We start from the raw sequence: 14,355 nt of genomic DNA on the forward strand, positions 1-14,355 counted from the left end.
AAGAACACATGGATACTTGATGACCGCCGAATACAACACGATCGTCCATAATTACTGAAAAAAGTAAATAAAAACGCCACAGGGGGCAACCTGTGACGTAATAAAGACATATAAAACGCCACAAGTTAAACCTATCAACCTGTGGCGTGTGGTTACTTTTATCATCAAATGTAAAAATAAACTACTATTGGGATACACCAGTGTGGTCGAATAGATCTTTTATTATTTTGTTGTTTTGTTTTTTCGATACAGCAATACATTTGATCATTTTCTTCGACCTCCTTAAGTTTATTTATTACAATGGTAATTATATCCACAATTTCCATTTATGTAAACAACATTTTTCACTTTTATTAAAGTTTATATTTTCTGATAATTCAATTCTAAAATTAACGATCTTCAACGCAAAAAAACCGATCCATTTAAAGATCGGTTTTTCTTAATGCTCCTCTATTTCATCCAACTGTTTTTTAAAATATAATGATTTTTTAAAGCAAAGGAATGATCCAATTAAAAACAATAGTGTTGTAACCATAAGAGCTATGTCATATATTTCTTGCTTTCCTTCGTCAGGTAGTACAACGCCAATATATAAGAAAACACTAACGGCCAATAGGATAAAGGCATAGTGCTTAAAATCCATCATAAGTGCTTGTAACTTTTTCTTAGTCATTTCATCACCTACTAAAAGTGTTATACATACACAATAACACAGACTAGTAGACTATTAATCAAGTAAATAAATCCAAATGTGAGAGCCGATAAAAAAGTCGATCATGAAAGATATTCATAATCGACTTCTTTAAATGGACTCAACAATCTTTAAGACTAAATTAGCAGAGTGCTTTGCTGCTTGATCTAAAAATTGATCAAAAGAAATATTCGATTCTTTACCCGCAATATCAGATAGTGCTCTTATCACAACAAAAGGTACTTCAAATTGATGACATACCTGAGCAATCGCGGCAGCTTCCATTTCACCGGCATAAAGATTTTGAAATTTACTGCGGATAAACTCAACTTTTTCTGGATCACTTAAGAAAGAGTCTCCTGTTACAATTAATCCCTTTGCTACCTGAATGTCTGTTATTTCTTCAGCTTTCTTAGCTGCAATTTCGACTAGCTTAGCATCTGGTGTATATGCTGCTGGTAGTCCTGGTACTTGTCCGTACTCATAACCAAATGCTGTTACATCAACATCATTATGTCGAACCTCAGTAGAAATAACAACATCTCCTACATTTAAAGAAGAATGAAACCCTCCTGCAGATCCAGTATTAATAACATAATCAGGTTGATATCGATCCAAAAGCAAGGTTGTACTTAATGCTGCGTTTACTTTTCCAATACCAGACTTTAAAAGAATAACTTCTATTCCTTTGTAAAGCCCCTTTGTAAATTCACTTCCCGCTATCACTTGTTGCTCTTTGTTATCCAGTTTATCTCTGAGGATGGTAACCTCTTCTTCCATCGCTCCAATAATCGCAATTTTCATCTCATATCATTCCTTCCTTATGTATACCTGTAAACATTATTCTATGTAGTTATGCAGTCTCCTAATAGAGTTTACCCATTTCGAGTCCCTAAAGCAAGGTCAAACAGATCAAGCTTCAACATTATGGTGTTGAAGCTATTCTTTTGGTACTATTTATGATAGATAAAATCAACTAGTTTTGAGGTGTGTAATAATGAATTTACAATTAGATTTACTTAAAGATAAGATAGAGTTTTTTGAGGCACATACGATAAAAGAACTTGAGAAGAGGATAAATGAACAAATTGTTCATAACCAGGCTATTTTATTACATGTTCATTCTGTATCACATCAGATGCATGTGAATGAGGAAGGAAAAAGATTATATAGTGCTGTTGTTCATTTTAAAGCAAACTTTTAACAATTAAAAAGGATGTTTGTACGGTCACAATTAATCGTACAAACATCCTTTTTTATTATTGTAGTTTTTCAATTTTTGTAGGCATCCAGCCTTCATTCTCAACCCATGTAATATAAACTTTATATTTCACAGATTGATCTTTTGGTGAAATAGTTCCAGCTGCATCATTAGGTCCACCATTATTACCAAGATACCAAATAATCATATCTGATTCAGGAATACCTGTTGCATAGCTCAGTGCCTTTGTCATCTCATTCCAATCCTGTGAGCCCTTTGTATAATTTGCTGAATGCGGCTCTGATTGAGAAGTTCCAATTGGTTTCCATCCAGAACTTTCTATGGTTTCTGCAATACCTGATTCTGGGTCTCCCTCAGTAATAGTTGCTTCATCAAATGAATCTTCAACTTCTGATTCAGTTGCTTCTTTCTGTTCCAAGTCTTCATCGGAATCTTGTTTAGCTTGTTCGCTACCTTCTTCGGTATTTTCATCTTGTTTCTCTTTTTGATTTTCTTCTGTATCGGTATCAGGGTTTTCCTCTTCAGCTTTATTTTCTTCACTTGCTACCTGTATATCTGGTTGTTCATTGTATTTAGCTGTTTTCTCAGTTTGGTTTGCACCCAAGATAAGTTGAGAGCCAATAACAAAAATAAGGATTAATACAATACCAATTAATGTGTTTAGTACTATATTTGTTTTTCTTTTCTTATCTCTTTTTTCATAACGAGAGCTGTTTAAATGTTGATTACTCAATGCCCTACACTCCTTTATCCCTCAAACCTTCAGTCTTTATTTTAGCATTTGTACTATTTTCTATCTAGTCGTATCATAAAGCTTAATCCCAAGGATTTCCACTCCTAAACTAGTTTTTTCGTTCGTCAATTTTAGACATCTCTTCTACAACATCATAAAATGCTGCATTTGTACCAGCCTCTGCACTTGTTGTATCCATTTCAACTACGACTAGTGCATATCTAGGATTAGAAGATGGGAAGTAGCCCGCAAACCATTTGTTGTATAATGTATGACCATTCTCATCTTTTTTCCCTGTTTGTGCTGTCCCTGATTTACCTGATACCTCAAAAGAAGAAGTTTGAAACCTTCTACCTGTCCCCTCAGGGTCTGTGACGACTAATCGAAGAAGTTTTTGTAGCTTGGATGCAGTAATTGGTGAAAGTTCTTCTCCTCCTAAAGAATTAGACGTAAATGAGAACATATTTGTTCCATTTTTATATAATATATTTTTTACGATTTTTATTTGTTCTTTTTGACCGCCTCTTGCGATAGTTGCCATCATATTTGCAATAGCAAGCGGTGTAATTTTTACATTCTTTTGACCAATAGCCGTTTGATCAATAGCTTTTGCTACACTTTTATCTTTTTCATCTCCCCAAATATTACCTGTTTTTTCATCAGGCAGCTGTTTAAAATTTTCATAATGGAATACTTCACCACTCCAGCCAACTGGCCCGATTAATCCTAATTTATCCGCAGTATTATCAATTACATTTTTATCTTTTTCCATTAATTCCTCTGCTAAAGTTGTAAAAGTATAATTACAGCTTTTTGCGAAGCTTCTTTCAAAAGAAAGTTGTCCATCATCCTGACCACCATCATCTTCTCCGTATAAATTTAAACTACAATTAAATTGTCTTGTAGCATCATCTAAACCATATTCAATTGCTGCTGCAGAAATGACAGTTTTAAATACTGAACCAGGAAAAAGAGGCTGTAACATATAATTTGTTAACGTACTTGATTCAGAACGACTTAACGTTGGCCTACTTACCATTGACAAGATCTCATTATTTTCAATGTCCAGTAAAACAAGTCCACCTTTTTCAACTTTTTGTTTATCTAATACTTTTTCCGCCATCTCCTGTATGTTTTTATCTATTGTCGTTTGAACGGTTACAGGATAAAAAGGATTTGAATCAGCAATATATTTAACATTAATTCCAAATAAAGGGTGACCGTCTCCATCAACATGGTATAAAAGCTTTGTTTCTGCATCAGGTAATAAAAACTCATCAAATGCCCTCTCAAGCCCTGTTACACCAATTTTTGTTTTATAAGATAAGTCAGTACGATCTGGATACTTTTCCCTTAAGCGTTCAGCGTTTTCTCCGGTAATTCCTATTATATGCTCACCTAATGATTCATCTAACAAAGTTTGTCTATAAATCCCAAACACTCCAGGAATCTTGAGTTCATTTATTTTTTCTAATTCTGCATTTGTTAGTTTTACACCATCGTCTGTAGAAAGCACAACTGGTTCTTTTGTTTCTGAAACTAATCCATTTAGTTCATTGCTTGAGATGTTAACAATTTTAGACAATTCCTCTGCAGGCCATGAAATTTCTTTTAAAAAGGGAAATAATACAAGCGAAGGTTCTGCGTGTTTTTGAATTGATTCTCCATTTCGATCCACGAAACGACCTCTACCGTCATCAATAACAACTTCCTGTGTTCTTTGATTCACACTTTCCTGAACAAGATTTACTCCTTTTTTCGAAAATGATTCTGTGTGAATTAATTGGATATCCGCTAACCTGTATAAAGTAGCACATAGCATTAATATAAAGAAAATACCTACAACAAGCATTCTTCTATTTGGATTCATAAAAACCTCCTGCAGGTGTTTATAGATCCCATTTATAACGGTATATGCACCATTAAATAAAAAACACCTCGTCTCCATTTTGGACGAGGTGTTTCGTATATAAACCTTTTATTAGCTAATGTTCACAATTTTAACAAGCATTTCTCCGCCTGGTGTTTGAACAGTTACTTCATCATCAACCTTTTTACCTAATAAACTTTTGGCAATTGGAGAATCGTTTGAAATTTTACCTTCAAAAGGATCAGCTTCAGCACTACCAACTATTGTATATGTTTCTTCCTCACCGTCTGGAAGCTCTGTAAATGTAACAGTTCGCCCTAATGAAACGGAGCTTGTATCTGCTTCACCTTCGATGATTTTTGCATTTCGGATCATATTTTCTAATGTTGTAATACGACCTTCAACAAATGCTTGTTCTTCTTTTGCAGAATCATACTCAGAGTTCTCAGATAGATCTCCAAAGCTTCGCGCAATTTTAATTCTTTCTACTACTTCTTTTCGCTTAACCGTTTTCAAATATTCAAGCTCTTGCTCAAGCTTATCTTTACCTTCCTGAGTCATAGGAAAAACTTTTTCTTGTGCCATGTTTGTTCCACTCCTTCTAGTAGACTTCCCCGTCGTACTGAATCATTCATGCTTGTTACTTTCTTTATCTTTAATGAAAATAAATATGTAAAGCTAAGGCAGCTGATTGCCTTAAGTAAGAAAGATGTTGAAGCATAATTTCGTTTTATCTATCAGGCATCGTATTCACTTGATAGTATGTAAAAAAGCAAGGGCAACAATGTGTGCCCTTCACCTATCAAATCCTCACATAAAAAAAGAAAATGATTACCTATACATAATATGATCACAGTAGACTTTATCTATGCTATGTTATTACAAAATTGCATTTAGTTCAAGAATTGTTTGAATTTTTGTTACCATTAAGTCAATTGCAACCATATTTTGTCCACCCTCAGGGATGATAATATCTGCATATCTTTTCGTAGGTTCAATGAATTGATTATGCATAGGCCTTACAACAGAAATATATTGTTCAATAACTGAGTCAATAGAACGCCCACGCTCCTTAATATCACGTAAAATACGTCGAATAATTCTAAGGTCTGCGTCTGTATCGACGAAAAGCTTAATATCCATTAAATCACGTAAACGTTCATCCTCTAGGATAAGGATTCCTTCTAAGATGATAACATCCTTTGGCTCTACTACAATAACATCTTCAGATCTTGTATGCAATTTATAGTCATAAACCGGTTTTTCAATGGCTTCATGATGTAGTAACATGTTTAAATGCTCAATCAATAAATCATTATCAAAAGCAAAGGGATGATCATAGTTTGTATTTAACCTTTGTTCAAAGGGTAAATGACTTTGATCTTTATAATAGAAATCTTGTTCAAGCATTAAAATTGAGTGTCCTTTAAAATGTTCGTAGATTGCTTTAGTTACGCTCGTCTTACCAGAGCCCGAGCCTCCAGCAACCCCAATGACAACCGGTTTTTTTGCCATTTGTATTAGAACCCCTTTCGCATCATGTTGTTTCTAAAGACTGGTTTATCCACTTTGAATCTTACAATTTGTAGTGGATGACGGGCTGCATCAAGCTCTTTACCATCTTCATCCCAAATCTTCTCAATTGTTTGTGTAAAGTTTTCAATTTCCGGACCGAAGAATTCAACTGTTTCACCAGGCTTAAAATGATTACGCTGCTGAAGTGTAACCATTTGCGTTTCATTGTCATAATCCATTACAAGTCCTGCAAAATCATATTCCGTTTTTTTGCTGTGGTTACCAAACATCTGTTGTTGAAAACCTGGAACGCCTTCAAAGAAAGCAGAAGCAGTTTCGCGATTTGCACATTTGTCCAGCTCTTTTAGCCATTCCGGGTTGATTTTAAAGTTATCAGGATCAGCACAGTATGCATCAATCACTTTGCGATAAACGCTGACTACTGTAGCTACATAGTGAATAGACTTCATCCGACCTTCAATTTTCAGGCTATCAATTCCTAGCTCTATCATCTTAGGAATTGACTCAATTAAGTTTAAATCTTTTGGACTCATGGCAAAATGTGCATCTTTTTCTTCAAATAAAGCTACTTCCTCATTATCTTTCAACTTAAAGAGATCATAATCCCAACGACAAGATTGACAACAACCACCACGATTTGAGTCACGAGCAGTCATATGATTACTTAAAGTACAACGACCTGAATAGGCAATACACATCGCACCATGGATAAACGCTTCGATTTCAATATCAACCTTTTCTTTCATTTCCTTAATTTCTTCTGCACTAGTCTCACGAGCTAATACAACACGCTCGAGTCCTTCTTCTTTCCAAAACTGAACTGCTTTCCAGTTTGAAAGAGATTGCTGAGTACTTAAATGTACCTCAAGCTTCGGCGCAACCCGACGACATGTTTCGATAATTAATGGATCAGCTACAATGATTCCTGTTACACCTGCATCTTGAAGTCCCATTAAATATTCATCAAGACCGTCAATGTTTTCATTATGTGCAAATATGTTTGTGGTTACATAGATTTTAGCACCATATTTATTGGCAAACTGTACACCCTCTGCCATTTCCTCTAAGGAGAAATTACCTGCATTTGAGCGTAAACCATACTCTTGTCCACCAATAAAAACCGCATCTGCACCATAATGAACAGCGATTTTTAATTTTTCTAAATTACCAGCAGGTGCTAATAATTCTGGTTTTTTCGTAATGACTCGTTTTCCATCAACGATTTCTGAAATTTTATCAATAACTGCAGTCAATTTTTTCACTCCTTTGTTCATTTATAAAAAGATTAATACACTGTTTCTTTAAAGAAAAATCCTGTATCTAAAGGACGGTTTTTCGCCTGTAATTCTTCTATTTCTTCTAATAACGTATCTTTTACCTCTTCATATTCAGCATTATTCTCAACACAAAGATCAATTGCTTTTCGGTATTTTTTTGTTACTTCAATAATATATTCAGGGGTTTGAAGAACTCCATCAATCTTAAATGAGTCCACACCTGCATCAATCATTTCTCCGAGCTCATCAATAATACACATATCATTTGGACTCATAATATGTGTGCCATTCACGTCTTCAAAAATCGGATATTTATTATCTCGTTCTGGATCAAATAGGAACATTGATTCGTTCTGATCACGTTTTTCTATCTTCAATGCTTTACCTTGGTATTCAAAATAATTTCCTAAAAGATTTCGTTTAGATTGGAACATACAGGTCATGCCATGAACTTGTACTTCAATCTCAACTTCTGCATTGTCTTTTATTTCCACAATAGCATCCATACTTAATTCTCTTGCAAGTACAGCGCGTTTTGCACCCTTTTTTCCCCAATAATTACATGTATACCAGTTAGTTGCTGTTGTTTCCGTATTCCAATGGAGCTTTAACTCTGGAGCAACCTCTTTAGCAGCCATTAACACAGCCGGATCACCGAAAATAACAGCGTCTGGCTTGATTTCATTTAGAAAAGATAAATATTTTTCAACCTCTTCTATTGTTTCATTATGAAAAACTGCATTCATTGCAACGTACACTTTTTTATTATGTTTATGAGCAATATTAATTGTTTCTCTCACTTGGTCTTGTGAGAATTCACCTGCAAGTCGAAGACCAAACTTTTGTTCACCAATAACAAATGCATCTGCACCGGCATGAATTAAAGGGAGAATATCTTCTACTTGTTTTGGTGTTACTAATAATTCTGGTTTCTTCATTTTCCAACCACCTCGTTACCTTTCATTTTCTTCTAGTAACAGCAATTCCGTCTCCAACTGGAATGAACGTTGTTTCATAGCCTTCTAACGTAGACAACATCTTGTTATACTCATCTAATTTTCTAACAAGTGTACGTTGTCTTCTTGTGCTCAGTTCTGTACGATCTCTTGCAACGGTTCCTTTAAATAATACATTATCCGTATAAATCATCCCTGTTTTTGACAGCATTGGTTCATATAAATCATAAAACTTCTTATATTTAGCTTTTGTAGCATCTATAAACATAGCATCGAATGGACCATGTTTCTCTATTTCATCAGCTAGTGTTAAGGCATCTCCAAGATAGGTGATAATCCGATTCTCTAGTCCAAGATGTTTAATATTTTGTTGAGCTACTTCAAAGCGTTCTTCATCCATTTCAACACTAATAATCTGTGTTTGTGGCAATTGAAGTGCCATACGGATAGCTGAATACCCGATAGCTGTTCCAATTTCAAAAATTTTTGTTGGCTTTTGCATAGATAAAAGCAACAAAAGTACTTCTATACCTATCTTCTCCATTATCGGAACTTCATGCTCTTGTGCATACTGTTCTATTTCTTTAACAAATTGTGGACTTTCTGGAATTAAGTTCTCCACATACATGATCACGTCATTAGGTAACATGTGGCCCTCCTGCAGATTTAAAGCGCCAACTGAAAACTTGAGGAAGATCAAACCATACCTGCAAGAGTCATATAGCGCTAATGTAAACTAGAGATGATATCAAATCACGAAAAGAAGAGCCCCATACATGAGAACTCTTGTTTTAGCGTTTATAATATTTTCGTTTCAATTAACAACTCGATATATTTTACCACAATAAGAAAGGGAAAGCGAATAGTTAATTCACGATCCCTTTCATTTCCTCTACTGATTTGTAATGTGCTTATTTTTTTCTTTGTTATGCTCATCTAAAGTTTTAGTAAAAATGACGTCTCCTTGCTTTGTAGCAAGAAAATATAAGAAGTCTGTATCTTCTGGATTAAGAGCAGCTACAAATGAAACTTCTCCGGCATTTGCAATTGGTCCTGGAGGTAATCCACGATTTTGATAGGTGTTGTAAGGTGAATCAACCTCTAAATCAGCATATAATACACGATCTTTATGTTCTCCTAATGCATATAACACAGTCGGATCTGTTTGCAACGGCATTTTTATTTCCATTCGATTATAAAATACACTTGATATTTTTTCACGATCAGCTTTTTCTGTTGCCTCTTCTTCAATTAATGAAGCCATTGTAACTAATCTGTGCACACTCATATTTTTTTCCTGTAATTGCGGAATATATTTTGCTACTACTTCACTCATTTTTTGTACCATTGGTTCAAGAACTTCTTCTAATGTTGGTTTTTCTGTATAGTATGGGTAAGTTGCAGGAAATAAATATCCTTCCAAAGCATACTTTATATTCTCTTGATAAATATCATCTGTTAATAAGTCTGGATATTTTGCCTTCATTGAATCAATAAAAGCCTTGTCCGTTAGAGTAGCTAAAACCTCTTTTTCTGTATAAGGTGTATTATTTGCAATAATAGAGGCAATCTCTGTAAGTTGTCTTCCTTCAGATATGGTAATTTGAAAAACAGCTTCATCCATGACTTTTCCTTTTTTAAGTATTGAAATAATATCTGTAATTGTCATTGATTTTGCCAGCTGATAGTCACCAGCCTGAAAACCTGATTCATTTTTAAATTTTATATAATATTTAAAGACTCGATCATCTTTAATAATGCCGCTCTCTTCTAATATTTTTGAAATACTAGAAACAGACGATCCAATCGGTATAGTAACATCAATTGCTGTTTGATCATTAGGATCTATAGGCTGTAATGAAGACTTAATATATAAATATCCGCCACCGATTATCCCTGAAAAAACAATTAGAAGAACGATGAATACTGTTAAAACAATCTTTCTTACAACCTTCGCTTCACTTTGTTTTTCCAGTAACTTTTCGCGGAATGTATCTTTTTTCGAATCATCAGACATGTTGTATCCCCCTCTCATCCCAATTATTATACTACAATGTTCATGATGTTTCGGCAATTTTTTTAAGACAAGGAGAAAATTCATAGTATTAGCACAATGATCCGAAAAAAACACAAAGAAAAAGGGACAAAAGAATGATTCTTTTGTCCCTAACATTTTATTCTTCCTCTTCTTCATCCAGAAACGTATTTAACATTTCTTCAATTAAGTCCCACTCTTCGTCAGTTTCGATTGGTTCTAGTTCACCATCTTCTCCATCCGCATGGGGATTAAAGCTTGATGCATGAATCTCAATCTCTTCGCTGTCATCTTCATCAGCGCCTACTGGATAATATAGTACATAGGATTTTTTGAATTCTTCTGATTCAAACGTAAATAATACCTCGCAAAGTTGTTCATTTCCATTTTCATCAATTACTGTAATTTGTTTTTCACCGTGATCCATTTATTCACCTCATAGTATTGTTTGTTAATTTAGACTATCTAAGTAGCCTTGTAAAATCATAACAGCAGCCATTTTATCAATAACTTGTTTCCTTTTCTTACGACTAACGTCTGCAGAAATGAGCATTCTTTCAGCAGCCATTGTTGTTAATCGTTCATCCCAAAGTACGACTGGAAGACCAAATTTCTTTGTCAAAATATCAGCAAATCGCTGACTTGCTTCAGCTCTTGGTCCTATTGTCCCGTTCATATTTTTGGGCATTCCTAGAACAATCTTTTCTACATTATGCTGCTCAATGATTTCAGTAAGTCGTCCTAATTGATAGTCTCGACTTTCCTCATTTATTTTAATCGTCTCAATTCCCTGGGCTGTCCACCCTAGCTCATCACTTACAGCCACTCCAAGTGTTTTTGAGCCTAAATCTAATCCTAAAATTCGCATATTATGCCTCTCGTTTTTTTTGTAAGTAAGATTTTACTAGCTCCTCAATTAATTCATCTCGCTCAAGTTTGCGAATTAAATTCCGTGCGTCGCGATGACGGGGAATATAGGCAGGATCACCCGAAAGTAAATATCCAACAATTTGATTAATTGGATTATAGCCTTTTTCTTGTAACGCATCGTACACAGTATAAAGAACTTCATTTACATTGGTTTCGACCGTTTCATCAGAAAAATTAAATTTCATTGTTTTATCAAATGAACTCACCGTTCGCACCTCTTTCTCAGATTCATAATCGGAATCTGCTTGTCCAATCTTACCTACATTTTACACTACTTTTCTTAATTATAAAACGGATTCAACCCATTCATCGACAAGTTTTAGCGCTTCTTCCAGTTTTTCTGGTTGTTTTGCACCTGCTTGTGCCATGTCAGGGCGTCCGCCGCCTTTTCCACCACAACGTTCCGCTACTTCTTTGATTAATTTACCAGCATGATATCCTTTATCAACTAAATCCTTTGTAACACCCGCAATCAGATTTACTTTTCCATCTTCAGCTGCTCCGAGAACTACAATAGCTGATTGGAGCTTATTTTTCAAGTCATCCATCATGCCACGCAGGCTGTTCATGTCTTTTGCATTAACTTTTGCAGCTAAAACTGTTATTCCATTTATCGTTTTAGCTTGATCGACGATGCTGCCAGCCTCTAGATTTCCAAGCTTAGTTGTTAATGATTCATTTTCGCGTTGAAGTGCACGGTAATCTTGTAATAAACCACTGATTCTTGAAACAATTTCTTTTGGATTTGCTTTTAGTAGCTCAGCAGCCTCTTTTAATTTCTCATATTGCTCATTCATATATTGATATGCTGCTTTTCCTGTAACAGCTTCAATACGTCTTGTTCCAGCGCCAATACCTGTTTCTGTTACAATTTTGAATAGTCCAATTGAAGATGTATTATCAACATGACATCCTCCACATAGCTCTAAGCTGTAGTCTCCAACTTGAACAACACGAACAATATCTCCGTACTTCTCACCGAATAGTGCCATTGCTCCCATTTCTTTTGCTTCATTTAAAGATTTAAAATCAATATTTACAGCAATACTTTTCCAGATTTGCTCATTTACAATCTGCTCAATTCGTGACAGCTCTTCTTGGCTCACTTGACCAAAATGTGAGAAGTCAAATCGAAGACGATCAACTGTTACTAAAGAACCTGCCTGATTTACATGAGTACCAAGTACATCTTTAAGTGCTTGATGTAATAAATGTGTTGCTGTGTGATTTTTTACAATACCAGTACGATTTTCTTTAGCTACTGAGGCTGTAAATGTATCTCCAGTTTGAAGAGTACCACTTTCTACAATGACATTATGAAGGTTCTGGCCATTAGGAGCTTTTTGAACATCTTTCACTTTGATCATTGCTTTATCACTTGTCAGCGTTCCTTCATCAGCAATTTGTCCGCCACTCTCAGCATAAAATGGTGTTTTATTAAGGATTATTTGCACTTCTTCACCTTCGTGTGCTTCTTGAACAACTTCACCGTTTTTCACAATCACAACAGCTTCTGAATTGTTAACAATTAGCTGATTGTATCCAACAAATTCACTTTCCGTTTTAATTTCTCCAAGCATGCCACCTTGAACCTGCATAGAATCAACCTTTTGCATAGCTGCACGAGCACGTTCGCGTTGTCTGCTCATTTCTTCTTCAAAGCCCTCATGATCAACTTTCATGCCTTCTTCTTCAGCATATTCCTCTGTTAACTCAACAGGGAATCCATACGTATCATAAAGACGGAAAACATCTTCTCCTGGAATTTCATCATTTCCTTTTTCTTTTTGCGTTTTGATTACTTCACTAAGGATGGCTAACCCTTCATTTAATGTTTCATGGAAACGCTCTTCCTCGTTTTTGATAACTTTTTGAATGAACTCTGTTTTTGTTTTTACTTCTGGATAAAAATCAACCATAATTTCAGCAACAACTGGAACAAGCTCGTACATGAATGGACGGTTTATATTAATTTGCTTGGCATAACGTACTGCTCTTCTTAATAGGCGTCGCAATACATATCCACGACCTTCATTAGAAGGGAGAGCACCATCACTTATCGCAAAGCTTACTGTACGAACATGGTCAGCAATAACTTTAAATGAAACATCTTTTTCTTTATCTTTACGATACTGTTCACCTGAAATTTGCTCAGTTGCTTTAATAATTGGAATAAATAAATCTGTATCAAAGTTTGTTTGAACATTTTGAATAACGGAGACCATACGCTCAAGTCCCATTCCTGTATCAATGTTTTTCTTAGGAAGTGGTGTATATGTACCATCAGGGTTGTGGTTAAATTGTGAGAATACCAAGTTCCATACTTCAAGATAACGTTCATTTTCTCCACCAGGATATAACTCTGGATCTTCAGAGTCATTTCCGTAATCTTCACCACGATCATAAAAGATCTCTGTATTCGGTCCACTAGGCCCTTCACCAATATCCCAGAAGTTCCCTTCTAAACGAATGATACGCTCTTCAGGAACACCAATTTTATCCTTCCAAATATCAAATGCTTCGTTGTCCTCAGGGTGAATTGTAACGGATAATTTTTCAGGATCAAAACCAATCCATTTTTCATCTGTTAAGAATTCCCATGCCCATTCAATTGCTTCTACCTTAAAGTAATCCCCAATTGAAAAGTTTCCAAGCATCTCAAAAAATGTATGATGTCTAGCAGTTTTTCCTACGTTTTCAATATCATTTGTTCGAATTGATTTTTGTGCGTTACAAATTCTAGGATTTGCTGGTATTACACGACCATCAAAGTATTTTTTTAATGTCGCAACACCACTGTTAATCCAAAGTAATGTTGGGTCTTCATGTGGAACTAGAGATGCACTAGGTTCCACTGCATGTCCTTTTTCTTTGAAGAAATCTAAAAACATTTGACGTACTTCTGCAGATTGTAAGTGTTTCATATGTATCCTCCTTAAAATTCGGTTTTTATTTGCGAAATTTCTTAACACAAAAAACTCTCGTCTCTGTGTAAAGAATCACCTCTTTGCACAGGGACGAGAGTTAGCTCGCGGTACCACCCTGATTATGGACATAAAAAAGTCCATCACTCTAAAAACCGTAACGTGGTTTTGACGGCAGGTT

General features: G+C 35.2%; 15 protein-coding genes and 1 other annotated feature (1 of these 16 running past the window's edge). Of the genes, 1 reads left to right on the top strand and 14 read right to left on the bottom strand.

Features of this window, described 5'->3' with window-relative positions:
* Positions 1–439: 439 nt before the first annotated feature.
* Positions 440–673, bottom strand: a complete 234-nt coding sequence (locus tag LPC09_RS17905) for a YrhC family protein (RefSeq protein ID WP_231307923.1) — start codon at positions 671–673, stop codon at positions 440–442.
* 129 nt (positions 674–802) lie between these two features.
* Positions 803–1,495 carry a 5'-methylthioadenosine/S-adenosylhomocysteine nucleosidase gene (gene mtnN, locus LPC09_RS17910; protein ID WP_231307924.1) on the bottom strand — a complete coding sequence of 231 codons (693 nt, stop codon included), beginning with the start codon at positions 1,493–1,495 and terminating at the stop codon, positions 803–805.
* Between the two features lie 193 nt (positions 1,496–1,688).
* Here mtnN and LPC09_RS17915 point away from each other — a divergent pair, with 193 nt between their 5' ends.
* Positions 1,689–1,895: a DUF2536 family protein gene (locus LPC09_RS17915; protein ID WP_231307925.1), complete on the top strand. Its 207-nt coding sequence runs from the start codon at positions 1,689–1,691 to the stop codon at positions 1,893–1,895.
* Positions 1,896–1,950: 55 nt separating this feature from the next.
* Here LPC09_RS17915 and LPC09_RS17920 read toward each other — a convergent pair whose 3' ends face one another.
* The 12 genes from LPC09_RS17920 to alaS form a co-directional block, all read right to left on the bottom strand.
* Positions 1,951–2,646: a YrrS family protein gene (locus LPC09_RS17920; protein ID WP_231307926.1), complete on the bottom strand. Its 696-nt coding sequence runs from the start codon at positions 2,644–2,646 to the stop codon at positions 1,951–1,953.
* Between the two features lie 109 nt (positions 2,647–2,755).
* Complete coding sequence (locus tag LPC09_RS17925; RefSeq protein WP_231307927.1) at positions 2,756–4,516, bottom strand: peptidoglycan D,D-transpeptidase FtsI family protein; 1,761 nt, start codon at positions 4,514–4,516, stop codon at positions 2,756–2,758.
* A gap of 111 nt (positions 4,517–4,627) precedes the next feature.
* Positions 4,628–5,101 (bottom strand): transcription elongation factor GreA, encoded by a 474-nt coding sequence (greA, locus tag LPC09_RS17930; RefSeq protein WP_098797910.1) that lies wholly within the window; start codon positions 5,099–5,101, stop codon positions 4,628–4,630.
* 294 nt (positions 5,102–5,395) lie between these two features.
* Positions 5,396–6,031 carry a uridine kinase gene (gene udk / locus LPC09_RS17935; RefSeq protein WP_098797911.1) on the bottom strand — a complete coding sequence of 212 codons (636 nt, stop codon included), beginning with the start codon at positions 6,029–6,031 and terminating at the stop codon, positions 5,396–5,398.
* A 5-nt stretch (positions 6,032–6,036) separates the two neighbouring features.
* Positions 6,037–7,305 carry a peptidase U32 family protein gene (locus LPC09_RS17940; protein ID WP_141549697.1) on the bottom strand — a complete coding sequence of 423 codons (1,269 nt, stop codon included), beginning with the start codon at positions 7,303–7,305 and terminating at the stop codon, positions 6,037–6,039.
* 32 nt (positions 7,306–7,337) lie between these two features.
* Entirely contained in the window at positions 7,338–8,267 is a 930-nt protein-coding gene (locus LPC09_RS17945) for a peptidase U32 family protein (RefSeq protein ID WP_098797913.1), read from the bottom strand.
* A 22-nt stretch (positions 8,268–8,289) separates the two neighbouring features.
* On the bottom strand, positions 8,290–8,934 hold the full coding sequence (locus tag LPC09_RS17950; RefSeq protein WP_098797914.1) for an O-methyltransferase: 645 nt from the start codon (positions 8,932–8,934) through the stop codon (positions 8,290–8,292).
* A gap of 243 nt (positions 8,935–9,177) precedes the next feature.
* Positions 9,178–10,302 carry an endolytic transglycosylase MltG gene (mltG, locus tag LPC09_RS17955; RefSeq protein ID WP_098797915.1) on the bottom strand — a complete coding sequence of 375 codons (1,125 nt, stop codon included), beginning with the start codon at positions 10,300–10,302 and terminating at the stop codon, positions 9,178–9,180.
* A 157-nt stretch (positions 10,303–10,459) separates the two neighbouring features.
* Positions 10,460–10,747, bottom strand: coding sequence for a DUF1292 domain-containing protein (locus LPC09_RS17960; RefSeq protein ID WP_098797916.1), 288 nt, complete (start codon positions 10,745–10,747; stop codon positions 10,460–10,462).
* A 24-nt stretch (positions 10,748–10,771) separates the two neighbouring features.
* Positions 10,772–11,188 carry a Holliday junction resolvase RuvX gene (gene ruvX / locus LPC09_RS17965; protein ID WP_098797917.1) on the bottom strand — a complete coding sequence of 139 codons (417 nt, stop codon included), beginning with the start codon at positions 11,186–11,188 and terminating at the stop codon, positions 10,772–10,774.
* Position 11,189: 1 nt separating this feature from the next.
* Positions 11,190–11,456 carry an IreB family regulatory phosphoprotein gene (locus LPC09_RS17970; protein ID WP_231307928.1) on the bottom strand — a complete coding sequence of 89 codons (267 nt, stop codon included), beginning with the start codon at positions 11,454–11,456 and terminating at the stop codon, positions 11,190–11,192.
* A 78-nt stretch (positions 11,457–11,534) separates the two neighbouring features.
* A complete protein-coding gene (gene alaS, locus LPC09_RS17975) occupies positions 11,535–14,174 on the bottom strand; it encodes an alanine--tRNA ligase (RefSeq protein ID WP_098797918.1) in 2,640 nt (879 codons plus the stop codon).
* Positions 14,175–14,260: 86 nt separating this feature from the next.
* Positions 14,261–14,355: a binding site (T-box leader), on the bottom strand; it runs 113 nt beyond the window's last position.

This window comes from Metabacillus sp. B2-18 (assembly GCF_021117275.1).
In the GTDB taxonomy this organism is placed as follows: Bacteria; Bacillota; Bacilli; order Bacillales; family Bacillaceae; genus Metabacillus.

What these genes read in the sequence shown, in the direction of transcription:
- ruvX (WP_098797917.1), bottom strand. Translation starts at nt 11,188, where the DNA reads ATGCGAATTTTAGGATTAGATTTAGGCTCAAAAACACTTGGAGTGGCT.
- LPC09_RS17905 (WP_231307923.1), bottom strand. Translation starts at nt 673, where the DNA reads ATGACTAAGAAAAAGTTACAAGCACTTATGATGGATTTTAAGCACTAT.
- LPC09_RS17950 (WP_098797914.1), bottom strand. Translation starts at nt 8,934, where the DNA reads ATGTTACCTAATGACGTGATCATGTATGTGGAGAACTTAATTCCAGAA.
- mltG (WP_098797915.1), bottom strand. Translation starts at nt 10,302, where the DNA reads ATGTCTGATGATTCGAAAAAAGATACATTCCGCGAAAAGTTACTGGAA.
- udk (WP_098797911.1), bottom strand. Translation starts at nt 6,031, where the DNA reads ATGGCAAAAAAACCGGTTGTCATTGGGGTTGCTGGAGGCTCGGGCTCT.
- LPC09_RS17960 (WP_098797916.1), bottom strand. Translation starts at nt 10,747, where the DNA reads ATGGATCACGGTGAAAAACAAATTACAGTAATTGATGAAAATGGAAAT.
- greA (WP_098797910.1), bottom strand. Translation starts at nt 5,101, where the DNA reads ATGGCACAAGAAAAAGTTTTTCCTATGACTCAGGAAGGTAAAGATAAG.
- alaS (WP_098797918.1), bottom strand. Translation starts at nt 14,174, where the DNA reads ATGAAACACTTACAATCTGCAGAAGTACGTCAAATGTTTTTAGATTTC.
- LPC09_RS17945 (WP_098797913.1), bottom strand. Translation starts at nt 8,267, where the DNA reads ATGAAGAAACCAGAATTATTAGTAACACCAAAACAAGTAGAAGATATT.
- LPC09_RS17925 (WP_231307927.1), bottom strand. Translation starts at nt 4,516, where the DNA reads ATGAATCCAAATAGAAGAATGCTTGTTGTAGGTATTTTCTTTATATTA.
- LPC09_RS17915 (WP_231307925.1), top strand. Translation starts at nt 1,689, where the DNA reads ATGAATTTACAATTAGATTTACTTAAAGATAAGATAGAGTTTTTTGAG.
- mtnN (WP_231307924.1), bottom strand. Translation starts at nt 1,495, where the DNA reads ATGAAAATTGCGATTATTGGAGCGATGGAAGAAGAGGTTACCATCCTC.